Raw genomic sequence first — 24,279 nt, 5'->3', positions numbered from 1 at the left:
CGGCCCCGGCGGAACGCTCTGTCAGGGGCGGGGGACGTTGCGCAGGTTGGACCGGGCCATCTGCACCATCCGGCCGACGCCGCCGTCCAGCACCATCTTGGAGGCGGACAGGGCGAACCCGGTCACCATCTCCTTGCTGATCTTCGGCGGGATGGAGAGCGCGTTGGGGTCGGTGACGACGTCGACGAGCGCCGGACCCTTGTGGCGGAACGCCGACCTGAGCGCCCCGGCGAGGTCCTTGGGCTTCTCCACGCGCACCCCGTGGGCACCGCAGGCGCGGGCCACGGCGGCGAAGTCGGGGTTGGTCATGCCGGTGCCGTGCGAGGGCAGTCCGGCGACCATCATCTCCAACTCGACCATGCTCAGGGAGGAGTTGTTGAACAGGACGACCTTCACCGGCAGGTCGTACTGCACCAGGGTGAGGAAGTCGCCCATGAGCATGCTGAAACCGCCGTCGCCCGACATCGAGACGACCTGCCGTCCCCGGTCGGTGAACTGCGCCCCGATCGCCATCGGCAGGGCGTTCGCCATCGAGCCGTGGGAGAACGAACCGATCACCCGCCGGCGGGCGTTGGGCGAGATGTAACGGGCGGCCCAGACGTTGCACATGCCGGTGTCGACGGTGAACACGGCGTCGTCGTCGGCGATCTCGTCGAGGACGGAGGCCACGTACTCGGGGTGGATCGGGACGTGCTTGTCGACCTTCCGCGTGTACGCCTTCACCACGCCCTCGAGCGCGTCGGCGTGCTTCTTGAGCATCCGGTCGAGGAACTTCCGGTTGTCCTTGGTCCGTACGCGCGGCGTCAGGCAGCGCAGCGTCTCCCGCACGTCGCCCCACACCGCGAGGTCCAGCTTGGAGCGCCGGCCGAGCACCTCGGGCCGCACGTCCACCTGCACGATCCGCACGTCGTCGGGGAGGAAGGCGTTGTACGGGAAGTCGGTGCCCAGCAGGATCAGCAGGTCGCACTCGTGCGTGGCCTCGTAGGCGGCGCCGTAGCCGAGCAGACCGCTCATGCCCACGTCGAAGGGGTTGTCGTACTGGATCCACTCCTTGCCGCGCAGCGCGTGCCCGACCGGCGACTTGATCTTCTGGGCGAACTCCATGACCTCGGCGTGCGCGCCCCTGGTGCCGGCGCCGCAGAACAGGGTGATCTTCTCGGCGCCGTCGATCAGGTCGACCAGGCAGTCGATCTCCGCGTCGCCGGGCCGGACCGTCGGCCGGGAGGTGACCAGCGCGGTCTCGACGGCCTGCTCGGGGGCGGGCTCGTCGGCGATGTCGCCCGGCAGGGTGACGACGCTGACGCCGGAGCGTCCGATGGCGTGCTGGATGGCGGTCTGCACCAGCCGGGGCATCTGCTGCGGGCTGGAGATCATCTCGCTGTAGTGGCTGCACTCGCTGAACAGCCGGTCCGGGTGGGTCTCCTGGAAGAAGCTCAGGCCGATCTCGCTCGACGGGATGTGCGAGGCGAGGGCGAGCACCGGCGCCATGGACCGGTGGGCGTCGTACAGGCCGTTGATGAGGTGGAGGTTGCCGGGTCCACAGGAGCCCGCGCAGGCGCCCAGCCGACCGGAGACCTGGGCCTCCGCACCCGCGGCGAAGGCCGCGGTCTCCTCGTGCCGGACGTGGATCCAGTCGATGGCGGGGCTGCGGCGCACGGCGTCCACGACGGGGTTGAGGCTGTCGCCGACAACGCCGTAGAGGCGCTTGACTCCCGCGCGGGTCAGGATGTCGACGAACTGTTCCGCGACGTTCTGTTTGGCCATGGCTCTCGTGTGCCCCTTCGTGTCCGGGTGGACCCTCCGGTTTCCATCAAGGCACAGCGGGCACCCTCACGCCTCCCACACGGCGGCCGCCGTACGGTCGTCGGCGTACCCCTTGACCCGCACCTGGGTGTCGGCGAGGAACGCCGCCAGGCCCGGCGGCTCGGGGCGTGACCACCGGCCCGCGAGGTGGGCGCGCAGTTCCTCCTCGCCGCGCATCGGATCGGCGAGGCCCGCGCTGCACATCAGGAGCGTGTCACCCGGCCGGGCTACGGAGGTGCGGAAACGGAAGGGGTCGCGGGGCGGCTCCGGGCGGTCGACGAGGGTGGGCGCGGGCTCGTACGGGCTCGGGGGCGCCGGGAGGCCGAGGTCCAGGGTGAGCCGGTCGCCCTCGGGGGTCTCGGAGGGCGGCGAGCCGAAGCCGACGACGGGCTCGCCCCGGACGTCGCTCACCCGGGGTTCGATGTCCTGCCATTCCCCGTCCCGCAGCCGGAACAGCCCGCCGGGGCCGACGCCGAAGAAGACGCGGGTGCGGCACTCGGGGTCTCCGGTGAGCAGCAGGCAGCGCAGGCTGGCCGCGTACGCGTCCGGTGCGAGGCCCTGTTCGACGGCGTGGGCCCGGAGCCGGCCCAGGCTGCGGTCGGTCAGGCGGTTCAGGCCGGACTTGAGGTCACCGCGGCGGGCGGCCCGGATGTCGTCGACGAGGCGGGCGTGGCTGCGGCCGACGGCCCGGCCGATCCACCGGCAGACCTCGTCGGCGGCCCGGTGCGCCCGGGGCGCGGTCCGCGCGCCGGTCGCGACGGCGACGAGCAGCAGGGCCTGCTCACCGCTGCCGAAGCGGGCGGTGAGCAGGGCGTCCCGGCGGGGTTCGCCCCGGTAGCGGGCGGAGTCGCCGCGCACCGAGGCGGCCCGCAGGGTGCAGGCGCCGTAGCGCGCGCCGTCCAGCACGGTGTCGGGCACCAGGTCGTCGAGGGCGTCGGGCTCGGCCGGCGGCAGGGCGGTGGGCTCGGCGTCGTAGGTGGGCGGCCGGGTGCCGACGTAGCCGCGCACCGGCGAGGGCGCGGGGGTGGCGGGGGTCGCGGCAGCGGGGGTGACGGCCGGGGCGGACGCCCGCGGGTCCTGGGCGCCCGGGGGCGCGGTGTCCGGGAGCGGGGCGGCGCCGGGCGCGCTCGCGGGTGCCGGGGGCGGCGCGGCGGGCGGGGCCGGGGGTGGCGGGGCGTGCGGTGTCGGTGCGGAGGAGGCCGGGGGCGGGGCGGGCGGGGAGGCGTCGGCCGGGGCGGGTGGGGTCCAGGGCGGACCGGCGGCCAGCGGGGGCGGGCCGGTGACCCGGCCGGGCGGGACCGCTGGTGGCGGTTCCCAGGGCGCGCGGGGCGGCACGGCGCCCCCGGCGGGCGGGGAGCCGTGGGCCGGCGCTGAGCCGGAGGCCGCGGGGCCGGAGGCCGTCGAACCGGGGGTGGTCGGGCCCGAGGCCGGCGGGCCGGGGGGCTGGTCCGGCTCCGGGCGTGGGGGCGGGACGGCGGCGGGGGGTGCGTCCCCCGCCGCCGGGCCGTCCCGCCCGCCGTCCCGTCCGCGGTCCCGCACCGTGCCGGACGCCGAGGCGAAGCGGTCGTCCAGCGAGTCGCGGGCGGGCGCGGGCCCGGTGTCGCCGGTGGAGTCGTCGTACAACTGCCGCCACCAGTCGTCCTCGTGACCGCTGGCCCTTCCCCCCTGCTGGCTCATGCTCCCGATTGTCCACCGCCCGGGCGGGATGGAAACCGGGCATCCGGAAAATGCCCGCCCGCCGTGCCCGTCGGGAGCCGGGTCGAGTGAAGGGCGGGACACGTGTGCGACAGGGGGAGGGTGCGGTGGGCCGCCCGGCCGGTCCGGCCGGACTGCGGCGTCCCTCGCCCTCCTGCACCCTGGACGGATGGGAGCATGGGACCTCCTGCTGGCCGGACTGGTGATCCTGTTCGGCCTGTGCGGAGTGCTGGTGCCCGGGGTCCCCGGATCGTGGCTCGTGTGGGCCGGGGTCGCCTGGTGGGCGCTGAAGGACCCGCAGCCGGTCGCGTGGTGGGTGCTGGTGGGCGCGACCGTCCTGCTGTTCCTGTCCCAGGTGGTGCGCTGGGCGCTCCCCCCGCGCCGGCTGCGGGCGCACGGCACCGACGCCCGCATGATCGCGTACGCGGGCACCGGCTCGTTCCTCGGCTTCGTGCTGCTGCCCGTGCTCGGCGCGGTCCCGGGCTTCCTCGGCGGCATCTACCTCTACGAACGGCTGCTCCTGGGCCGGCACGGCGACGCGGTGGCGGCGGTGCGCACGGCCCTGCGCTCGGGCGGCTCCAGCCTGCTCGCGGAACTGTTCACCTGCCAGCTGATCACGGCCGCCTGGATCGGCGCGGTGTTCTGGGGCTGATGCGTGACCACGGCCCCGCACGAGGACCGGGCGCGGCCCCCGTACGGACGGCCGGGCGCGCCCTCACGGAGACCGGCGGGACCACCGCACGGATGACGGGCGGGACCACCGCACGGATGACGGGCACGCCCCACGCAAGGCGGGGCGGCGCACAGGCACAGAAACCGTCGGCCTCTCACACGAAGGCCGTGCCCGCGTCCTCGCAGGGGGCCGGACCGCGTCCCCGCACGGACTCCCGGCCACACCCCGCCCGGACGCCCGGCCCCGTCCCCGCGCCCCGCGTGGAGGTCCGGCCGCGCGGGGCCGGGTCACGCCGCCCCGGTGAGGGCCGTCTCCCCCGCCGCCTCCAGGTGGCGCAGGGCGTACGACCGCCAGGGCCGCCAGCCGTCGGGCGCGCCGGCGGCGAGCGGTGCCACGTCGGGGTCGCCGAGGGCCCGGGTGCGGATCACGGCGACCGTGCGGTCGTCCAGCCCGGGCAGGGCGCGCAGGGCCGTCTCGGCGGCGTCCCGGTCGGCACCGGGATCCAGCCGCAGGGTGCCGTCGGCGAGGGCCCCGGCGAGGGCGCCCAGGGCGCCGTCCGGTTCGGCCCCGGCGAGCACGGCGGGCTCGGGGAACAGGTGGGTGAGGGTGCCGCAGGGCGCGTCCAGGGCCTTGCCGTACCGCCGGACCAGCAGGGCGGCCCGGTCGCGCCCCACCAGGGCGCGCACCGCGCACTCCTCCGGGTCGGCGGCTCCCGGCGAGCGGAGCCCGGGGCGGGCGGCGATCAGCGGGGCGAGCCGGGGGTCGGTGCCGAGCCGGGCGTCGACGGCGTAGGGGTCGGCGTCCAGGTCGAACAGGCGCCGCAGCCGCTGCACGGCGGTGGTGAGGTCCCGGGGGTCGGTGAGGTGGAGGCGGGCGTCCAGCCAGCCGCCCGGCCGGGCACCCCGCCCTCCCGGGGCGGCGCCGGGCCGCTCCCGGACCGCGGCGATGCCGGTGCCGTACGGCAGGCGCAGGGTGCGGCGGTAGGTGCGGGCTCCGGGCGGGCCCTGGACCTCCTCGACGCCGGGGACGGCCTCGCGTTCCAGCAGGTCGAAGACGGGCCCGGCGGGGTAGGGGCCGCGGTGGGCGAGCCGCAGGGGGATGCCCGCGGTGGGCGTGGCCGCGCGGCGGGGGGTCCGGCCGCCGCCGGGGGCCGCGGCCCGCAGGGCGCTGGGGGTGGCGGCGTAGACGGCGCGGACGGTGTCGTTGAACTGCCGCACGCTGGCGAAGCCGGAGGCGAAGGCCACGGAGGTCACCGGCAGGTCGGTGGTCTGCAGCAGGACCCGGGCGGTGTGGGCGCGCTGGGCCCGGGCGAGGGCGACCGGACCGGCGCCGACCTCGCCGGTGAGCTGGCGCTGCACCTGGCGGGCGCTGTAGCCGAGCCGGGCCGCGAGCCCGGCGACACCTTCGCGGTCGACCACGCCGTCGGCGATCAGCCGCATGGCGCGGCCGACCACGTCGGCCCGGACGTTCCACTCGGCGGAGCCCGGCACGGCGTCCGGCCGGCACCGCCGGCAGGCCCGGAACCCGGCTCCCTGGGCGGCGGCGGCCGTGGCGTAGAACCGCACGTTGGCCCGTTTGGGCGTCACCGCGGGGCAGCTGGGACGGCAGTAGATCCCGGTCGTCCGGACGGCGAAGAAGAACACGCCGTCGAACCGTCCGTCCCGGCCGCACACCGCCTGGTACCTGCTGTCGTCGTCCATCACACCGTCCAGTCTGCGCCCGCGCGACGGTCCTGGCCGGCGGAAATCGGACATGCAGCCGGACACCCGGCCCCGGGTGGGCGGACAGCCCGGACACCCCTGCCCCCGGTGGGCGAACGGCCCGGCACCGGCGCCGGGCGGGCGAACGGGCTCGCCCACCCGGCCGCCGCCCGGGCCACCGGCCCACCGGCCGTCCGGCCGTCCGGCCGTCCGTAAGTGCGAACGGCACGGAGCACCCGGAGGGCGGGTCGCGGGCGCGCCGTCGGCGTCCACGACCGGCTCCCCGGACCTCGGACTACGCCCAGCGGCCCCGCTTGATCTCCATCGCCTCGCGGGCCCGGGCGTCCTGGCGCTTCCACTGCTTGCGGATCTCCGCGCGCAGCCGTGCGTCCTTCTGGGCGACCATGCGCCGGTTCTCCCGCTGCAGCTTGCGGTAGCTGTCCAGGCGGCGTTGCGGGAGGGTGCCGTCCTCGATGGCGGCGAGGACGGCGCAGTCGGGTTCCCGCTCGTGGGAGCAGTCCTGGAACCGGCACCCCTCGGCGAGTTCCCGGATCTCGGAGAACACCTGGCCGACGCCGTCGGTGGCGTCCCACAGGCCGACGCCCCGCAGGCCGGGGGTGTCGATGAGGACTCCGCCGCCGGGCAGGACGAGCAGGTTGCGGGTGGTCGTGGTGTGCCGGCCCTTGCCGTCGACGTCCCGGACGGTCCGCACGTCCATCACGTCGGCGCCCAGGAGCGCGTTGGCGAGGGTGGACTTGCCCGCGCCGGACTGGCCCAGCAGCACGGACGTGCCCCCGGCGGCCACGGCGGTGAGGACGTCGAGGCCGTCGCCGTCGTGGGCGCTGACGGTGATCACCGGCACGCCGGGCGCGCTGGTCTCGACGTCCTGGACCAGGTGCGCGCGGGTCACCGCGTCCGGGACCAGGTCGGCCTTGGTCAGCACGACGACGGGCCGCGCGCCGGACTCCCAGGCGAGGGCGAGGAACCGTTCGACGCGGGCGAGGTCGAGCTCGGCCGCGAGCGAGACGGCGACCACGGCGTGGTCGACGTTGGCGGCGAGGATCTGCCCCTCGGACCGCTTGGAGGAGGTCGACCGCACGAAGGCGGTACGGCGCGGCAGCACGGCCCGTACGTAGCGCGGGCTGCCCGCCGGCTCGACGGCGACCCAGTCACCCGTGCACACGACCTCCAACGGGTCGTGGGGCGTGACGAAGGCGGTGTCGGCGCGCACGGGGCCGTCGTCGGTGACCACGTCGCACTGGCCGCGGTCGACCCGGACCACGCGTCCGGGCAGCAGCCCCGCGGTGGCGTGCGGGGCGAAGGTCCCGGCCCAGGCGTCGTCCCAGCCATAGGGAGTCAGCGCGGAGCGGGAGGGAAGAGGGAGCGAGCTCAAGGGGATGGCCCTTCACGAGGAGCGGCCCCGGCGGCGCCCGGCGGGCGTGCTCGCGCACACCCGGCAGGGCGGAAGGAAGGTCGTGGGTCAGCCGGCGGCCACGGAGGTGGACTTGACGGAGTGCTGAGTGCGGACGACGTCCGTGACGATCGCAGCCATCGGTCGACACCTCCTCGCTCGTTCCGCGCCGCGGGGCGGCGCTCCGGTACGGCGGCGCGGGGCCACCGTGGATCTGCCGGTCAGAGTAGTCGGCGGCCCTCCCGGACCGTCAACTCCTTTTCCGCCCCGTCCCGTCACCGCGCCCGGTCGCCGCTCTCGCCGCCGTTTCCGGCCGCCGTCTCCCGTCCCGGTGCCCTCGGCGGCCGACGCGCGGGCGGGTCAGGCGGGCGTGCAGGGGCGGCCGTTGAGGGTGACGGCGTACGGCGGCGTGTTGGTGCCGTCCCAGGAGGCGATGAAGCCGAAGGCGATCCGGCCGTTCGCGGGGACGTCCCCGTTGTAGGAGGCGGCGGTGGCCGTGACCCGCGCGCCCTTCTGGTCGTGGGTGGCGTCCCACATCTGGCGGACCTGCTGACCGTCGCGGAAGGAGAAGGCGACCCGCCAGGCGTCCAGGGCCTGCCGGGTGGTGACGGTGAGGGTGGCCTGGAAGCCGTCGGGCCACTGGTTGACCAGGTCGTAGGCCACGCGGCAGGCGGCGGGTCCGTCGCTGCTCGCGGCGGGCGGCGGCGGGCCCGCGGTGCCGGAGGAGGTGCCCTGCGGCTCCGGGTCGGGGTCGTCGCGCTCCGGCACCGGCGCCGTGGTCCGGTCCGCGGACGGGCCCGGGGCGGAGGCGGCGGGCGCCGTGCCGGCGGCCGGCGCGGTGCCGGACGGGCTGCCGGGCTCCGGCGGCAGGGACACCCCGGGGCCGGCGCCCGGGCGGCGGGCGTCGTCGGCGCGGGCCACGCCGCCGTCGCCGCCGCCGAACGGCATCAGCGAGGCGGCGAGCGCCAGCAGGGAGACCAGGACGGCGGCGGCGAGCAGGCTGTTGCGGGCGACGCGCGGACCGCCCTCGGCGGGGTCGCCCGACGGGGCGGCGGCCGGGCCGGTGTGCCCGGTGCCGAGGCGAGCGTCGGCGGCCCGGCGGCGCCGTTCCAGGTAGGCGGGTCCGCCCCAGCCCAGCACGCCGCCGGCCAGGGCGCCGGGCAGGCCGCCGTCTTCCAGCCGCAGGCAGGCGGCCGCCTCGGCGCACCGCAGGCAGGTGGCGAGGTGGCGGGAGAGGTCGTCGGGGGTGTCGGCGGCGGGCGAGCGGGTGACGGCGTCGAGGAGCCGGGCGTAACTGCGGCACCGGGCGTCCATCGGGGAGTCGAGGTGGTTGCGGTGGCACCGGTCCCGGAACTGCCGCCGCACCTGGTCGAGTTCGTCGTGCGCGGTGCCCGGGTCGAGACCGAGGCGGCGGGCCACGACCGGCAGCGGCAGGGACTCCACCTCGGCGAGCCACAGCAGTTCGGCGTCGGCCGGCGGGAGGTCGCGCAGTCCGCGCAGGGCGACGGGGCGTTCCAGCGGGGGGCCGGTGTAGCGGGCGGCGCGTTCGGAGTGGAGCCACAGCCGCAGGTCCGGGTCGAGCTTGTGGCCGCGGCCGTCGGCCTCCCAGCGGGTCACGGCGGTGCGGACGGCGGTCAGCAGTAGCGGGATCCGGGGCAGCCGGGTCGCGCGGCGACCGGCGCCGTGGACGGTCGCCGCCTCGGCGGCGCGCAGGTCGCGTATGCCGTCCGCGAAGGCCTCCCGGGCGAGTTCCGCGCCCGCGTCCGTGCCGGCCGTGCACAGGTCGGCGTAGGAGAGCACCGCGTCCCAGCACTCGGAGAACAGGGCCGTCTCACTGACGTCCTGGGGGCTCGGCACGTCGGGCATGGGTCTCCTGCATCCACGAACGAGGTCAACTCGCCCCACGGGCGGACGAGTTGAGGGATGCCTCGCGGCAGACGACGACCTTTTCACGTCCGCGCGGGAACTGACAAGCGCCGTCTTCACTTCCGCCGGCCAACGCACCCCTCGCCGGGACCATACGCAAGGAAGGCCGGAACGTCTCGGTTCCGGCCTTCCCTAATGCGTCCGTCGGCCCCGGGGTGTCGTCCGTCGGCCGCCGGGATGTCGCCCGTCGGCCCTGGGATGTCGTCCGTCGGCCCTGGGATGTCGCCCGTCGGCCCTCGCGCCTGGCTGTCAGGCCTCGACGGGCTCCTGTGCGGGCAGGCTGTCCATGAAGGAACTCACGGAGAAGACCGCGCGGCCGGGGCCGGGCGGACCGTAGCCGGGGGGCGAGGCGAGGCCGAAGTCGTCCATGGTGGCGCGGTAGGCCTCCAACAGCCGGATGTGGTACTCCAGCGGCGCGCCCTGCGGGTTGGCCTTGCCGAGCGGGGTCGTCGGCTCCGGGCACCAGGTGGTGAAGCGGGGCGTGATGCCGTGCGACATGAAGAAGCGCAGGCCCTCGGTGGTGGACGCGATGGCCTCGTCGACGGTGGTGAAGCCGAACGGCTGCGACATCTCCACGCCCGCCACAAAGTTGGGGATGACGTTGCGCGCCCCGAAGACGTCCGCGGAGTCCAGGATGCGCCGGTGCCACTCGTCGCGGCCGACGTAGCGCTCCTTGCCCGGGCAGTACATCTTGAACAGGTACTCGTCCCACACCTCGTAGTTGGGGTGGTAGATCTGCACGCCGTAGTCCTTGAAGCGCTGCACGTCGTCCTTGGGCAGCGCCTGGGCGACGACCTTGCCGATCCAGCGGCCGGGGAAACGCTCCTCGATGGCCTTGGCGTAGTGGCCGTAGAAGTCGGCCTCGTCACGGCCGGCGACGGTCTTGGTGATGGCGCCGCCGGTGAGGGTGTAGGCGGTGGACGCCTTCGCCGTGTCGTACCGGTCGATGATCTCCAGCGCCTCCAGGACCTCCTCGACGTCCTTGACACCGGTGTAGGGCCGGCCGGCGGCCTTGTGCTGGCGCCAGTTGTGGTTGATGTCGCAGTACTGGCACTCCTCCTTGGCGCCGAAGTACTGGCAGACCCGGAAGACGGTCAGGTAGATCAGGTAGCCCCACTGGATGGTCGGGGCGACCTCCATGACCGACTTCCCGTTGGAGAGGGTGTGCCGGTAGTACTCGGGCATGGGCGGCACCCCGACGTCGGAGATCCGCCTGCCGTCGAGGTAGAGGCCCAGCACGCCGTGCTCGTCGGCGGCCACCCGGTAGGGGGAGGCCGGGTTCACCCGCACCGACACCACCGTGCGGCGCAGGTCGTAGGGGCCGCCGGTGAGGATGATCTCCTCCGGCGGGCGCCGGAGGGCGGCCTCGCCCAGTTCCGGCAGGGTTCCGTGGTCGAAGGAGAAGATGAAGTACGACTTCGGCTTGACCTCGCCGTCCTCGTTGTCGCTGAGGGCGGAGGGGTCGAAGGCCACACCGCCCCGCAGCAGGTCCTCCTTGAAGACGGCTTCCCGCGGCACGTGCGGGAACCGCTCCATCAGATCCTCGACCAGCGCGGTCCGGCTGCCCATCCCGTGTCTCCTCCCGGCTTCGACGTACGACTCCTCACGGTATGCCCCCGCTCGGGGAACCGTGGTGCCGGGTCCCCCGACGTGGCGCGGCCCACTCCCCGGGATACCGTCCGGCGGGGGACTTCCCGCCCCCCCCACGTCAGGGAGGGCAGGGCATGACCGGGAGCGTCACCAACTGGGCGGGCAACATCACCTACACCGGCACCGAGCTGCGGCGCCCGCGCGGACCGGAGGAGCTGCGGGCGGTGGTGCGGGACGCCTCCCGGGTGCGGGTGCTGGGCAGCGGGCACTCCTTCAACCGGATCGCCGACCCGGGCGAGGGCGGGGTGCTGCTGTCCCTGGACGCCATGCCCCGGCGGATCGAGGTCGACCCCGGGGCGCGCACGGTGGCGGTCGGCGGCGGGGTGCGCTACGCCGAGCTGGCCCGCGAGGTGCACGCGCACGGGCTGGCGCTGGCGAACATGGCGTCGCTGCCGCACATCTCCGTCGCCGGGTCGGTGGCGACCGGCACGCACGGCTCCGGGGTGACGAACGGCCCGCTCGCCTCGGCGGTGCGGGAGGTGGAGCTGGTCACCGCGGCCGGTGACCTGCTGCGGATCGGCCGGCAGGACGCACGGTTCGGCGCCGTGGTCACCTCGCTGGGCGCCCTGGGCGTCGTCACCGCCCTCACCCTGGACCTGGAGGCGGCCTACGAGGTGGAGCAGCACGTCTTCACCGAGCTGCCGCTCGACGTGCTCGACCCGGGGACGTTCGAGCGGGTGATGGCGTCGGCGTACAGCGTGAGCCTGTTCACCGACTGGCGCGCTCCCGGCTTCCGCCAGGTGTGGCTCAAGCGCCGCACCGACCAGCCGCTGCGGCCGTTCCCGTGGGCGGATCCCGCGACGGAGAAGATGCACCCGGTGCCGGGCATGCCCGCCGTGAACTGCACCGAGCAGTTCGGTGCGGCCGGCCCGTGGCACGAGCGGCTGCCGCACTTCCGGGCGGAGTTCACCCCGAGCAGCGGGGAGGAACTCCAGTCGGAGTACCTGATGGCGCGCGGCCACGCCGTCGACGCGCTGCACGCGCTCGACGCGATCCGGGCGACGGTCGCCCCCGTCCTGCAGACCTGCGAGATCCGCACCGTCGCCGCGGACGAGCAGTGGCTCAGCCCCGCCCACGGCCGGGATGCGGTGGCCGTCCACTTCACCTGGATCGCGGACGCCGGGGCGGTGCTGCCGGTGGTGCGGCGGGTGGAGGAGGCCCTGGCGCCCTTCGCGCCCCGCCCGCACTGGGGGAAGGTGTTCACCGTCCCGGGCGCGGAGCTGGCCGACCGCTACCCCCGGCTGCCGGACTTCCGCGCCCTGGCCGCCGACCTGGACGGGGCGGGGGTCTTCCGCAACGCCTTCACGGACGCGCTGCTGGGGGTGTGAGGCGCGGGGTCGGGGGCGGGGTCGGGCTCGATCCGGGGGTCGGGTGCGGTGCGAGGCCCCGGCTCGGGGGCATGGGCGAGGGCGGGGTGGGCTGAGGGGCGACGCATGGTCGTGGGCTCGGGTGCAGCACAGGGCCGCCGGGCTCGCGCGCGGCGCAGGGCCGTCGGCTCGGGTGCGACGCGGAGGTACCGGACCCGGTGGTGGACCGTGGTGGCGAGGTCACGCGGGCGTGAACGAGTGCATCTCGTCGCCGCCCGGCCGCACCACCCCGTAGGTGCTCTCCGGGACGGCGTTCCAGGCCCCCGGCATGTCGCCCAGGGGCTCGGAGACGATCAGGCGGGTGCCCTCGGCCACGCCCCGCAGGAACTCCTGGTCCGGGTGGAGCGAGCGCAGGGTGTCCACGCGGGTGCTGTAGAAGAGGGACCGGGACTGCCGCCGGCTGGAGTAGCGGAACGCCCACAGGCTCTCGCCGTCGGTCACGGCGACCGTCATCTGCAGGGGGTCCTCGATGCCGTGCGCCCGGCCGGTGCGCTCGACGAGCCCGGCCATCCGGGCGACGGCGGCCGGCGGGTCCTCCTCCAGGCCCAGGGTGAGCGCCAGGTAGAACATCGTCTCGGAGTCCGTGGAGCCCTCGATGTGCGGGAAGAGGCCGGGGTCCACGGCCATCAGCAAATCACGCCGGACCAGGTCGAACCCCTCGATCGCGCCGTTGTGCATCCACATCCAGGGGCCGTGGCGGAACGGGTGGCAGTTGGTCTGCTGCACCGCGGAACCGGTCGAGGCCCGGATGTGGGCGAAGAACAGGTGGGAGCGGACGTGGCCGGAGATCTCGCGCAGGTTCCGGTTGCTCCAGGCCGGACCGATCTCCCGGAGCACGGCCGGGGTGCCGTTGCCCTCCCCGTACCAGCCGACGCCGAAGCCGTCGCCGTTGGTGGTCTCCACCCCCATCTTGGCGTGCAGGCTCTGGTCGATCAGCGAGTGGGCGGGCCGGTACAGGATGCTGTCGAGCAGGATCGGGGTCCCCGAATAGGCGAGCCATCGGCACATCGCGCAGGTTCCTCTCGTGTCGCTTCGCGTTCGCATCACGTCGTCCGGGCCAGGGCCACACGGAGCCGTTCCCCCACCTGTCGGCCCTCGGGTCCCGCGTCCCACCGACGCCCCGAGTACCCGTGGGGACGCCCGGAACCCGTGGGCCCGGGCCCGGCCGCCCCCGCGGGTACCCGGATCTCCGGTCCCGTCGGAGATCGGCCGGGGCTTCCGATCCCGTCGGAGATACCGGGCGCGGGCGACCCGTCCCGCCCGCTCTGCCCCCCCCGATCCGTACGGTCCGCTCGGCCCGCCCGGTCCGCCCGATCCGTACGGCCCTCCCGACCCGACCCGCCCGTCCGTCCGGTCCGGTCGCCGGTGGCCGGGGTCGCGGCGGTCCGGCTACCGTCGGTCGTATGCAGCCCTCGCCCGCACCGACCCTGGCCGACGCCCTCGCGGGTGGCACGCTGGTCCTGGACGGCGGCCTGTCCAACCAGCTCGCGGCGGCCGGGCACGACCTGGGTGACGCGCTGTGGTCGGCCCGGCTGCTGGCCGACGCCCCCGAGGCCGTCGCCGACGCCCACCTCGCGTACTTCGGGGCGGGCGCCGACGTGGCGATCACCGCCAGCTACCAGGCCACGTTCGAGGGTTTCGCCCGGCAGGGCATCGACCGCCGCCGGGCCGCCGGACTGCTCGCCGTGAGCGTGGAGGCGGCCCGCGACGCCGTCCAGCGCGCCGTCACCGCCCGCCCCCTGTACGTCGCCGCCTCGGTCGGCCCCTACGGCGCGATGCTCGCCGACGGCTCCGAGTACCGGGGCCGCTACGGCCTGAGCGTGGCGGAGCTGGAACGCTTCCACCGGCCCCGGATGGAGGTCCTGGCGGCGGCCCGCCCCGATGTCCTCGCGCTGGAGACCGTCCCCGACGTCGACGAGGCGGCGGCCCTCCTGGCCGTGCTGTCCGGTCTGGGTGTGCCGGCCTGGCTGTCCTACTCCGCCGCCGGCGGGCGCACCCGGGCCGGCCAGCCGCTGGAGGACGCCTTCGCGCTGGCCGTGGACGCCGACGAGGTGATCGCCGTCGGCGTCAACTGCTGCACCCCCGAGGACGCCGACCACGCCGTCGCCCTCGCCGCCCGCGTCACGGACAAGCCCGTCGTCGTCTACCCCAACAGCGGTGAGACCTGGGACGCCGCCGCCCGCGCCTGGACGGGCCGCCGGACGTTCACCGCGAGCCGGGTCGCCGGCTGGCGGGAGTCCGGCGCCCGCCTGATCGGGGGGTGCTGCCGGGTGGGCCCGGAGGCCATCGCGGCCGTGGCGGCGGCGGTGGGCCGCGGCTGACGTACCGCCGCACCGCCGTGCCGTGCTCCGGTCAGTCGCGCCGCAGGACGTACCGGCCGGGCGCCTCCACGTCGCCGAACAGGTGGTACAGGCTGGGGTGTTCGGCCGTACCGCTGAACGCGTAGCTCTCCTCCGGGCAGCCGTCGCCCAGCAGCAGGAGCTCCGGTTCGGACCCCCGCTCCGTGCGCTCCCACGTGCCGGACCCACTGCACCGGTCCTCCGCCCCGAGGTCGTCGGCCACCGCCGTGCCGTCCGCCCGGAGGGTCAGCGTGCCTCCCCGGTCGTCCGTCCAGGTGCCGACGAGTTGCTCCTCGGTGAGGCGGGGCGGCTCGTACAGCTCCAGCGTCCCGGTCGCGTACGCCACCACGCCCGCCGCCAGGGCGACGGCCGACAGGGCCCCGCCCGCCGCGCCGACGACCGCGGGCACCGCGACCCGGGCACCGGGGCCGCGCACGACGGTCGCGGCCCGCGCGCACAGGACGGCCGGGCTCAGGACGAGGAAGACCACCGGGGCCACGAGCAGCAGCCGGGCCGCGTCGTCGCCACGGACCGCGCCCACCGCGCCGGCGACCGCCCCGGTCACCACGGCGAGCACCGCGCACACGGCCAGGCACCGCAGCGCCGTGTCCGCCCGTCCGGCCCGGCGGGCGGACCGGCGGGAGAGCCGGAGCACCGGCAGGACCACCGCCGCCGAGCCGGTCAGCCCCGCCAGTGCGGCGGCCACCACGCCGAGCACGGCTCCGAGGATCCATCCGAGGGGCGCCCCCGCCCCGGCGAAGTAGGCGTCCTCCCCCTGGAGGGCCACGATCCCGAAAACGATCAGGGCCAGCGTGCCCTCCGCCACCAGCGCCACGGCCCCCGTCAGCCAGGCGGCGATCCAGCCCCCGGCGCCGGCGGCCTTCCCGGTTCCTCCGGCCCCCGCCGGTCTCGTCCCGTCCCATGGCATGGTCGACTGCGCCATTCCCGCCCCCTGTTGTCGTCGAACTCATCATGCACCTGCCCGGTCCGGCGGCTTCTCGAGGGCTCCCGGTACGTCCTCGGGTACTTCCTCGGCGGTGGGCGGCGGTCGCCGCACCCGCCGGCCGGTCCCTCGGCGCCCGTGCGGCAGGCCCGCCCGGCGCCCCCTCGGGGGCTACCGCCCGGCGGGACGGTCGCGTGGCGATGAATTCGGAGGCGCTCCGCGGTCATAGGGTCGGACCCGGAACCGAGGAGGATTCCCCATGCGCGACGTGACCTACTCCATGAACGTCTCCCTGGACGGCTACATCGCCGGACCGGACGGCGGCTTCGACTGGTCGGAGCCGGACGAGGAGGTCTTCCGCTACTGGCTGGACGACATCCGCACCGTCGGCGTCCACCTGCTCGGCCGGAACCTGTACGAGACGATGCTGTACTGGGAGACCGCGGCCGAGGATCCGTCGCTCGACGCCGCCCAGCGCGAGTGGGTCGAACTGTGGAACCCGCTGCCCAAGGTGGTGTTCTCCACCACGCTCTCGGACGTCCGGGGCCGTGCCCGCCTGGCCACCGGCACCGTGGCGGAAGAGATCGAACGGCTGCGGGCCGAACCGGGCGAGGGGGAGATCGCCATCGGCGGCGCGACGCTCGCCGCGGAGGCCGCCGCCGCGGGACTGATCGACGAGTACCGGATCATGGTGTACCCGGTCCTGGTCGGCGGGGGCCTGCCCTACTTCGCCCGGGACGAGCGCCGGGTGGACCTCGACCTGGTCGAGACCCGCCCCTTCGGCTCGAAGTTCGTGCTGCTGCGCTACCGCGTGCGGCGGTAGACCCCGCCGTCGCTTCGGGGTTCCGGCCGCTGTGGATCGATACGGCGAGCACCGGCGCAACCCGTCGCGGGCCACCGCCCGGTCCGCCCCCGACTGCCGCCGGGGGCGTCGTGGCCGGGCGGGTGTCAGGTGCGCCGCGATACGCCGATGCGCCGCAACCGGCCGACCACGCGGCGCAGTTCGGGTGACTCGGCGGGAGCGGGGGGCGTGTCGCCCCCGGAGGCGGCCCACAGGGCGAGTTCCCGGTCGCGGGGGCCGTGGACGGTGTGCGGGGGGCCGTCGCCGAAGACGTGGACGGGGTGGTCGGCGTTCCAGCGGGGCCAGCCGGGGGTGCCGTCGGTGACGAAGCGGACCCAGGCCCCGTGCATCGCGTCGGCGAGGTCGGCGGGAGCCTCGTCACCGGCGAGCTTCCGCGCCTCGGGCCGGTCGCCGGTGTCGAAGACGAAGCCCAGTTCCAGGGCGTGGCAGGCGCCCATGCCGGGCAGGCCGGACGGCCAGGCGAACTCGTAGACGTAGGAGGGGCCCGTCCGGCCGTCGGCGAGGCGGTGCAGCGGCACGCGCAGCAGGTGGTCGGTGACCATCTGGCCGACGATCTCCGCGGTTCCGGCACCGGGGAGCAGCTCGCGGTAGCCCCGGGGCACCTCGCCGCCGCAGCGGCAGCGGGCCGTGGCGCCGGCGAGGGCGACCGGGCCGAGCCGGTCGACGCGGTCCACCAGTCCGCCGGGGACCAGCCACAGGCGGTACTCGTCGCGTGTCCAGCCCATGAGGAGGTCCACACCGCGGGCGGCGCCCCCGACGGTGAGCGCGTCGAGGGGGTCGCCCGGGACGAGGTCACCGTCCACGACGACGCCGAAGGCGGGGCCGCCGAGCACCGGGCTGCTGAGGCGGCCCGCCTCGGCCTGGGCGCGGAGCAGGCGGGCCGGGTCCACCGCGGCGAACGCCTCCGCCGTGGCGGGCACCTTCAGGCGGGCCGCCATGCGGCGCACCATCCGCCGCACCTTGTCCCGGTCGGACGCCTCGGGCGGCCCGCTCTGCAGGACGGCGCGCCGCACCAGCCCCTGGGCCCCGGGTGCGGCGAGGAGCGCGCCGGTACTGATCGCGCCGGCGGACTGTCCCGCGAGGGTGATGCGGGACGGGTCGCCGCCGAACGCCGTGATGGCCTCGTGGACCCAGCGCAGGGCGGTGAGCTGGTCGCGCAGGCCGGGGTTGGCGGGGGCGTCCGGGAAGAGTCCGTACCCTTCCACCCCCAGGCGGTAGTTGACCGACACGCACACCACGCCGTCCCGGGCGAAGGCGTGGCCGTCGTACACGGGGACGGCGGAGGAGCCCCGGGTGAGGGCCCCGCCGTGCAGCCAGACCAGGACGGGCAGGCGGGCGCGCGGGGACGGGTCGGGCGTCCACACGTTGAGGTTGAGGCAGCCGTCGCCCGCCACGAACGGGTCGGACAGGTACCGCGCGAACGCCTCGGAGTACGGCGGCTTCGGGGCCGTCGGCCCGAACGCCCCGGCGTCGCGCACCCCGTCCCCCGGCTCCGGCGGCACCGGGGGCCGGAACCGGCGCGGGCCGACGGGGGGTGCCGCGTACGGGATGCCCCGGTACACGGCGACACCGCGCTCCCACCGGCCGCGCACGGCACCGTGGGGCGTGTCGGTCACGGGGTGTGCCCGGTCTGCCGTCATCCACCCACCAGCCCTTCACCGCGCCGCGCTCGCGCCCTCGCGCCTCTGAACCCACCGGTAACACAGGACCGGCCCCGCCGCACGCCCGTATCGGCCCCGCGCTCCCCCGGCCTCCCCTGCCACCGTCCCGCTCTCCCGCCGTCCCGCCGTCCCGCGACGGTCGTCGTCACGCTCGTCAGGGAGCGGCACAGGCGGCCGGCCGTGGCCTCCGGGCGGCTCCGCGACCTGCCCGCCACTCGCGTGACCCGGGCCGCCGGGAGGCTCCGGCCGCTCCCGCCGCCCGCACCTCTCGGTGTCCGATTCCTTCAAGACCGGCTCCGGACCCGTCCCTACCGTGGGACGCATGACTGCACGTTTCGATGCCATCGCACTGGTCGTCTCGGACATGGCGGCCTCCGTCACCTTCTACCGCCGGCTCGGCTTCGCCTTCCCCGAGGGGGCCGAGGAGCAGGGGCACGCGGAGGCGGAACTCCCGGGCGGCCTGCGGCTGTTGCTGGACACGGAGGAGGTGGTCCGCTCGTTCCACCCCGGGTACGAGGCACCCGCCGGGGGCGGGCGGGCCTCGCTGGCGCTGCGGTGCGACAGCCCGGCCGAGGTGGACGCGCTCTACGGGGACCTGGTCGCCGAGGGGTACCACGGGGAGCTGAAGCCGTGGGACGCGGTCTGGGGCCAGCGGTACGCCGTGGTGCAGGACCCGGACGGCAACGGGGTCGACCTCTTCGCACCGTCCGAGGGCGGCGGGGCGGCGTAGGGGGCGACCCCTGGGACATCGCGCCGTTTCCGGGCGCCGGTGTCCACCCCGGCCCGGCGCAGTCCTGCTGCGCGCCCGGCGTCAGGCCGGACCCGGCCCGCAGACCGCAGACCGCAATCCGCACACCGCAGACCGCCGGCGAGGGCGCCGTCTGCGCTGCTCCCGCCCGTCTATCGACCGTTCCCACGCAGCAGTTCGCGCAGCGGCAGCCCCGTCAACGCCCGTACCTCGCGCGACAGGTGGGCCTGGTCGGCGTAGCCGGTGCGGGCGGCCGTCTCGGCCGGCGGGGTGCCGGTGCCGGCCAGGGCGAGGGCGCGGTGCAGGCGGAGGATGCGGGCGAGGGTCTTCGGGCCGTAGCCGAACACGACGAGGGACCGGCGGTGCAGCTGACGGGCTCCGATGCCGAGGTCACCGGCCACCGCGCCGACCGGCCGGCCCGCGCCGAGGGCTGCCGCCAGGGCCCGCAGGGCCGGGTCGGGCGGGTCGGTGGCCGCCGCCAGGCGCAGGGCCAGGTCCTCCAGGCCGGTCACGGGATCGGCGGCTGCCCGTACCCGGGCGGTGAGCCGGCGCACCTCGGCGGCACCCCACAGGTCGGCGAGCTCGACGCGCCGGTCGCGCAGTTCGTGGGCGGGGACGCCGAGCAGGGCGGGGGCGGTGCCGGGCCGGAGGCGGATGCCGGCCCAGGTGCCGGGTCCGCCGGCGGTGAGGTGGGCGCGGGTGTCGGGACCGGCGACCAGCAGGCGCCCCTCGTGCCAGAGCAGGTCCATGCAGCCGTCCGGCAGGACCCGGCCGCCGTCCGCGTCACCGGAGAGGGTGTTGCGCCACACGACCGCCCCCGGCAGCCGCGACGCCCGTTCGCGGTACACGTGCGCCACCTCCCACTCGCCGTTCACCTTACGCGCCGGACGCACGCCGAACCCGCGGCCGGGATCGGACGGCTCCCCCGCGACCCCTGGTCAGCACCCGCCCGCCTGTCGGCTGACGGGCGTCGGGCCCGCGCATACCGTCGTCAACGGGGCACCCGGCCCTCTCCCGCGTCCCCGGGCCCCGCGCGCCGCACGACCGCGCCGCTCGGGCCCTCACTCCCCTGCGGTCAGGGGGTCTCCGGCGTCCGCCGGTCCGCCCCGCGCCGTGCGCCAGTCCTGGGGGCTGACGCCGTAGGCGCGTTTGAAGGCGGCCGAGAGCGCGAACGCGCTGCCGTAGCCGACCCGGCGGGCGATGGCTCCGAGGGTGTCGTCGGTGTCGCGGAGCCGGTCCGCGGCGAGGGCCAGGCGCCAGCCGGTGAGGTAGGCCATCGGGGGTCCACCGACGCGGGCGGTGAAGCGGCGGGACAGGGAGGCGCGGGAGACGCCGGCCTTCGCGGCCAGGTCGGCGACCGTCCACGGGCGGGCGGGATCGTTCTGGAGCAGGCGCAGCGCCGGGCCGACGACCGGGTCCGCGAGGGCCGCGTACCAGGCGGGGGGCTCCGCCCCGGGGCGGTCGAACCAGGCCCGCAGGGCGGCGATCACCAGGAGGTCGAGGAGCCGGTCGAGGACGACCTCCTGGCCGGGGCGGTCGCGCACGATCTCCTGCGCGAGGAGCGGGGTGAGCGGGCAGTCCCAGGCGTCGGCGGCGAGGGAGAGCAGCGGAGGGAGCGCGTCGAGGAGCCGGCCGCCGAGCTCGCCGCGCCGCCCGTAGGTGCCGATGAGCATGACCGTGGCGCCGTCGGTCCGGTCGCCCCAGGTGCGCACGCCGAGGTCCATGACGCCGTTGAGGGGGCGTCCGTCGGGGTGGTGGCACTCGCCGCCGGGCAGGATCAGCGCCTGCGGTGCGGTGTCCGGGTCGTCGCCGCAGGTGTACGGGGCGGGGCCGCGGGCGAGGGCGAGGTCGCCGGGGCGGAGCCGCAGCCGTGGGCCGCGGTCCGGCACGATCCAGGCGTCACCGCGCACCACGAGCATCACGGTGAGGGGGGCGCGGTCCTCGATCCGGACCGCCCAGGGCGGGTCGAAACAGGCCCTGATCAGGAACGCCCCGCGGGCGCGCGGACCTTCCAGCAGACCGGTGAGGACGTCCATGCCGTCAGCGTAGAACGCGCGGCCCGCCGGGCGGCCCCGCCCCGACGACCGTCTCCGGGCGGGGCAGCGCCACGGCCCGCCGGAGGACCGGGAGCGCGACTGACCGGCGCCCGGCGGCCTCCCCTGCCGGGGCCGGTTCAGCGGCCGGGCGGGGTGTCGTCGTCGTCCGCGTCGCTCCCGTTCTTCGGGGGGTGGCCGGACTTGGCGTGGGTGCGCAGCCGGGCGGTGACGTCCTCCGGGGGGAGGAAGCGGGACCAGCGTTCGGGGAACTCGGAGGGCATGTCGGGGTCCGCCTCGCCGTCCTCGTCGACGGTGGCGGTGGTGCGGGCGACGTACTCGGCGACCTGCGCCTGGCGCATCCGCTCGTTGGCCTCGCGGGCGGCGGCCGTGGCGGCGGCCGGCCAGACCCGGTCGATGGCGGCGTTGACGGCGGCCCCGACCAGGACCGCGAACGCGGACACACCGATCCACAGCAGCACGGCGACGGGCGCCGCGAGGGAACCGTAGATGGTGGGTCCCTCGACGGTGTTGCTCAGGTAGAGGCGCAGCAGGAAGCTGCCGAGGACCCACATGGCGAGGGCGACCAGCGCGCCCGGCACGTCCTCGATCCAGGGCGACCGCACGGGTACCGACACGTGGTAGAGCGTGGTGAGGAAGGCGACCGACAGCAGGATGACGACGGGCCAGTACAGGACCTGCACCACGGTGGTCGACCAGGGCACGACGCGCACCACGGCGTCCGGTCCGGCCACCATCAGGGGCAGCGCGACGGAGCCGATCAGCAGGGCGACCAGGAACAGCAGGAAGGCCAGCAGGCGGGTCTTGACGATGCCGCGGACGCCGTCGAGGCCGTACATGACGGTGATGGTGTCGATGAAGACGTTCACCGCGCGCGAGCCGGACCACAGGGCGAACAGGAAGCCTATGGAGATGACGTCGGGGCGGCCTCCTTTCATCACGTCGTCCAGGATGGGCTGGGCGATCTGCTCCACACCGCGGTCGGACAGCACCGTGCGGGAGGCGTCGAGGAGGTTGGTGCGCAGGCTCGCGATGGTGTCGGCGCCGGTCCAGGTGTCGACGTAGCCGAGCAGCCCGATCATGCTGAGCAGCAGCGGGGGCACCGACAGCAGCGTGAAGAACGCGGCCTCGGCGGCCAGGCCCAGGATGCGGTACTCCATGCACGAGTTGACCGTGTCCTTGAGCAGCAGCCAGGCGGTCCTGCGTTTGGATACGTTCCGGTACAGGGCCCTGGCCCGGTGGAGGCGACCGGACGGCTCGTCGGTGGTGTCTCTTGCTGGCTGCACGTGCTAACGGTATCCGTCGTGCCTGCTCGCACTCACCCACCGGCGGATTCGTCCGGCACCGGACGGCACCGGCGGACGGCACCGGGCGGCACCGGGCGGTTCCGGCGGGCCCCGCCCGCCGGTGCGGGGTGAGGCGCCCGAGGTTGGGGGTAGGTTCGCTGACATGGCAGGCACCACGCACACCGTGACCAACCAGGCTCCGCCCCTCGTGCAGTACGACGTGTTCGGCGCCGACCGGGCCCTGGTGGAGGCGGTCGGACGGCATCTGGATCCGCAGGTGCGCGAGGAGGCCGAGGCGGAGCTGACCGGCCTGGGCCGCACGTCGGGGTCGGCGCAGGTGCAGGAGTGGGGGGTGCTGGCCGACGAGCATCCGCCGCGGCTGCGGACGCACGACCGCTACGGCCACCGGATCGACGAGGTGGAGTTCCACCCGTCCTGGCACCGGCTGCTCGGCAAGGGGGTGTCCGCGGGCCTGACGTCGGCCTGGGGGCGGCCCGGCGGGCACGTGCGGCGGGCGGCGGCGTTCGTCGTGTGGACGCAGGTGGAGGCGGGGAACTGCTGCCCCCTGTCGATGACGCACGCGGCGGTGCCGGCGCTGCGCACCGATCCGGCCCTGGCCGCGGTGTGGGAGCCACGCCTGACGTCGGAGGTCTACGACCGCGGGCTGCGGCCGGCCGGGCAGAAGGCCGGGGCGCTGTTCGGGATGGGGATGACGGAGAAGCAGGGCGGCAGCGACGTCCGCGCGAACACCACCGCGGCCCGCCCGCTCGCCGAGGACGGCACGTACGCGCTGACCGGGCACAAGTGGTTCTGCTCGGCACCGATGTCGGACGCGTTCCTGGTGCTGGCGCAGGCACCCGGCGGGCTGACCTGCTTCCTGGTGCCGCGGGTCCTGGAGGACGGCACCCGCAACACGTTCCTGATCCAGCGGCTGAAGGACAAGCTGGGCAACCGTTCGAACGCCTCGGCGGAGGTCGAGTTCGCCGGGACGTGGGCGCGCCGGGTCGGCGAGGAGGGCCGGGGGGTGCGCACCATCATCGGGATGGTGGCGGCGACCCGGCTCGACTGCGTCCTCGGCTCGGCGGGACTGATGCGGCAGGCGGTGGCGCAGGCGGTGCACCACTGCGCGCACCGGGAGGCGTTCGGCGGGAAGCTGATCGACAAGCCGCTGATGCGCAACGTCCTGGCCGACCTGGCCCTGGAGTCGGAGGCCGCGACGACGCTGGCGCTGCGGCTGGCCGCCGCGTACGACGACGACGGCGAGCAGGAGCGGGCGCTGCTGCGGATCGCGGTGCCCGCGGCGAAGTTCTGGGTGACCAAGCGCTGTGCGCCGCTGGTGGTGGAGGCGGCGGAGTGCCTGGGCGGCAACGGCTACGTGGAGGAGTCCGGGATGCCGCGGCTGGTGCGGGAGTCGCCGCTGAACTCGGTCTGGGAGGGCGCGGGCAACGTCCAGGCGCTGGACGTCCTGCGGGCCCTGCGCCGGGAGCCTGGGGCGCTGGACGCGTATCTGCGCGAGGTGGGACTCGCGCGCGGGGCGGACCACCGGCTGGACGGGGCGGTCAAGGGACTGCTGACCGAACTGGCCGACCTGGACGGCGTGGAGGGCCGGGCGCGGCGGCTGGTGGAGCGGCTGGCCCTGGTGCTCCAGGGGTCGCTGCTGGTGCGGTTCGCGCCGCCGGAGGTGGCGGACGCGTTCTGCGCGGGACGGCTGGGCGGCGACGGGGGCGCGGTCTTCGGCACGCTGCCGCACACCCTGGACCTGGCGTCGCTGGTGGACCGGGCGCGGCCGACGCGCTGACCACGGCCGGGGGCGCGGGGAACCCGGCCGACGGACCCGCCGGGCCGGCACGCCGACCGGGACCGGTTCGCCCGGTCCGCTCGGTTCACCCGGTCCGCTCGGTTCACCCGGTGCGCCCGGTGGAGGGGAAGGCGACGGAGGGGAGGGCTCCGGGGCTCTCCCATGCGGGGGTGGTGCTGCGCCGACACGGCACCACCCCCGCCGCACGGGTCCGGTCAGGGAACCGCGGACGCCGCTCAGTACGGCGTCACTGGAGTCTCCCTCGGTGGGGCGGGTGTTCACCAGGGTTGCAGGGGGTTGCAACATGCTGCTGTGTGTGACGGGAGTGCGACGTCCGCCCGGCGCGGACGGCACCATGAGACA

At 75.7% G+C, this 24,279-nt stretch carries 18 protein-coding genes; 6 read left to right on the top strand and 12 right to left on the bottom strand.

Features of this window, described 5'->3' with window-relative positions; translation table 11 throughout:
- Window positions 1–21: 21 nt before the first annotated feature.
- The gene (locus AC02VZ_RS05255; protein WP_476474642.1) at window positions 22–1,764 is read right to left on the bottom strand and encodes a pyruvate dehydrogenase; all 1,743 of its coding nucleotides are present in this window, start codon (window positions 1,762–1,764) and stop codon (window positions 22–24) included.
- 66 nt (window positions 1,765–1,830) lie between these two features.
- A complete protein-coding gene (locus tag AC02VZ_RS05250; RefSeq protein WP_476474641.1) occupies window positions 1,831–3,480 on the bottom strand; it encodes a protein phosphatase 2C domain-containing protein in 1,650 nt (549 codons plus the stop codon).
- 187 nt (window positions 3,481–3,667) lie between these two features.
- On the opposite strand from AC02VZ_RS05250, the gene AC02VZ_RS05245 reads away from it, so the two are divergent.
- Window positions 3,668–4,150, top strand: coding sequence for a DUF456 domain-containing protein (locus tag AC02VZ_RS05245; RefSeq protein ID WP_432057922.1), 483 nt, complete (start codon window positions 3,668–3,670; stop codon window positions 4,148–4,150).
- Between the two features lie 308 nt (window positions 4,151–4,458).
- Here AC02VZ_RS05245 and AC02VZ_RS05240 read toward each other — a convergent pair whose 3' ends face one another.
- The 4 genes from AC02VZ_RS05240 to AC02VZ_RS05225 form a co-directional block, all read right to left on the bottom strand.
- Window positions 4,459–5,871 carry a DNA-3-methyladenine glycosylase 2 family protein gene (locus tag AC02VZ_RS05240; RefSeq protein ID WP_476474744.1) on the bottom strand — a complete coding sequence of 471 codons (1,413 nt, stop codon included), beginning with the start codon at window positions 5,869–5,871 and terminating at the stop codon, window positions 4,459–4,461.
- Between the two features lie 295 nt (window positions 5,872–6,166).
- Window positions 6,167–7,264, bottom strand: a complete 1,098-nt coding sequence (rsgA, locus tag AC02VZ_RS05235; RefSeq protein WP_476474640.1) for a ribosome small subunit-dependent GTPase A — start codon at window positions 7,262–7,264, stop codon at window positions 6,167–6,169.
- 378 nt (window positions 7,265–7,642) lie between these two features.
- On the bottom strand, window positions 7,643–9,148 hold the full coding sequence (locus AC02VZ_RS05230) for a cellulose binding domain-containing protein (RefSeq protein ID WP_476474639.1): 1,506 nt from the start codon (window positions 9,146–9,148) through the stop codon (window positions 7,643–7,645).
- A 309-nt stretch (window positions 9,149–9,457) separates the two neighbouring features.
- Window positions 9,458–10,777 carry a radical SAM protein gene (locus AC02VZ_RS05225; protein WP_432057918.1) on the bottom strand — a complete coding sequence of 440 codons (1,320 nt, stop codon included), beginning with the start codon at window positions 10,775–10,777 and terminating at the stop codon, window positions 9,458–9,460.
- A 155-nt stretch (window positions 10,778–10,932) separates the two neighbouring features.
- Here AC02VZ_RS05225 and AC02VZ_RS05220 point away from each other — a divergent pair, with 155 nt between their 5' ends.
- Window positions 10,933–12,186, top strand: coding sequence for an FAD-binding protein (locus tag AC02VZ_RS05220; protein ID WP_432057917.1), 1,254 nt, complete (start codon window positions 10,933–10,935; stop codon window positions 12,184–12,186).
- 219 nt (window positions 12,187–12,405) lie between these two features.
- On the opposite strand, the gene AC02VZ_RS05215 is transcribed toward AC02VZ_RS05220, so the two are convergent.
- Window positions 12,406–13,233, bottom strand: a complete 828-nt coding sequence (locus tag AC02VZ_RS05215; protein WP_476474638.1) for a class II glutamine amidotransferase — start codon at window positions 13,231–13,233, stop codon at window positions 12,406–12,408.
- A 395-nt stretch (window positions 13,234–13,628) separates the two neighbouring features.
- Between AC02VZ_RS05215 and mmuM the strand changes: the two genes are divergently transcribed.
- A complete protein-coding gene (mmuM, locus tag AC02VZ_RS05210) occupies window positions 13,629–14,546 on the top strand; it encodes a homocysteine S-methyltransferase (RefSeq protein ID WP_476474637.1) in 918 nt (305 codons plus the stop codon).
- A 31-nt stretch (window positions 14,547–14,577) separates the two neighbouring features.
- Here the strand turns inward: mmuM and AC02VZ_RS05205 are convergent, their stop codons facing one another.
- Entirely contained in the window at window positions 14,578–15,507 is a 930-nt protein-coding gene (locus tag AC02VZ_RS05205) for a hypothetical protein (RefSeq protein ID WP_476474636.1), read from the bottom strand.
- 259 nt (window positions 15,508–15,766) lie between these two features.
- On the opposite strand from AC02VZ_RS05205, the gene AC02VZ_RS05200 reads away from it, so the two are divergent.
- Window positions 15,767–16,330, top strand: a complete 564-nt coding sequence (locus AC02VZ_RS05200; protein ID WP_476474635.1) for a dihydrofolate reductase family protein — start codon at window positions 15,767–15,769, stop codon at window positions 16,328–16,330.
- Between the two features lie 125 nt (window positions 16,331–16,455).
- On the opposite strand, the gene AC02VZ_RS05195 is transcribed toward AC02VZ_RS05200, so the two are convergent.
- Window positions 16,456–18,009 carry a carboxylesterase/lipase family protein gene (locus AC02VZ_RS05195; protein ID WP_476474634.1) on the bottom strand — a complete coding sequence of 518 codons (1,554 nt, stop codon included), beginning with the start codon at window positions 18,007–18,009 and terminating at the stop codon, window positions 16,456–16,458.
- 343 nt (window positions 18,010–18,352) lie between these two features.
- Between AC02VZ_RS05195 and AC02VZ_RS05190 the strand changes: the two genes are divergently transcribed.
- On the top strand, window positions 18,353–18,760 hold the full coding sequence (locus AC02VZ_RS05190) for a VOC family protein (RefSeq protein WP_476474633.1): 408 nt from the start codon (window positions 18,353–18,355) through the stop codon (window positions 18,758–18,760).
- Window positions 18,761–18,930: 170 nt separating this feature from the next.
- On the opposite strand, the gene AC02VZ_RS05185 is transcribed toward AC02VZ_RS05190, so the two are convergent.
- From AC02VZ_RS05185 to AC02VZ_RS05175, 3 genes are all read right to left on the bottom strand, one after another.
- Window positions 18,931–19,626: an AraC family transcriptional regulator gene (locus tag AC02VZ_RS05185; RefSeq protein WP_476474743.1), complete on the bottom strand. Its 696-nt coding sequence runs from the start codon at window positions 19,624–19,626 to the stop codon at window positions 18,931–18,933.
- A 213-nt stretch (window positions 19,627–19,839) separates the two neighbouring features.
- Window positions 19,840–20,814, bottom strand: a complete 975-nt coding sequence (locus AC02VZ_RS05180) for an AraC family transcriptional regulator (protein ID WP_476474632.1) — start codon at window positions 20,812–20,814, stop codon at window positions 19,840–19,842.
- Between the two features lie 137 nt (window positions 20,815–20,951).
- The gene (locus AC02VZ_RS05175; RefSeq protein WP_432057908.1) at window positions 20,952–22,118 is read right to left on the bottom strand and encodes a YihY/virulence factor BrkB family protein; all 1,167 of its coding nucleotides are present in this window, start codon (window positions 22,116–22,118) and stop codon (window positions 20,952–20,954) included.
- A 163-nt stretch (window positions 22,119–22,281) separates the two neighbouring features.
- Here AC02VZ_RS05175 and AC02VZ_RS05170 point away from each other — a divergent pair, with 163 nt between their 5' ends.
- Window positions 22,282–23,916 carry an acyl-CoA dehydrogenase family protein gene (locus tag AC02VZ_RS05170; RefSeq protein ID WP_476474631.1) on the top strand — a complete coding sequence of 545 codons (1,635 nt, stop codon included), beginning with the start codon at window positions 22,282–22,284 and terminating at the stop codon, window positions 23,914–23,916.
- The last annotated feature ends 363 nt before the right edge of the window (window positions 23,917–24,279 follow it).

The organism is Streptomyces sp. 3-6, assembly GCF_056323165.1.
Note: the sequence above shows the minus strand (reverse complement) of the source record. Positions and strands in the feature narration are given on the sequence as shown.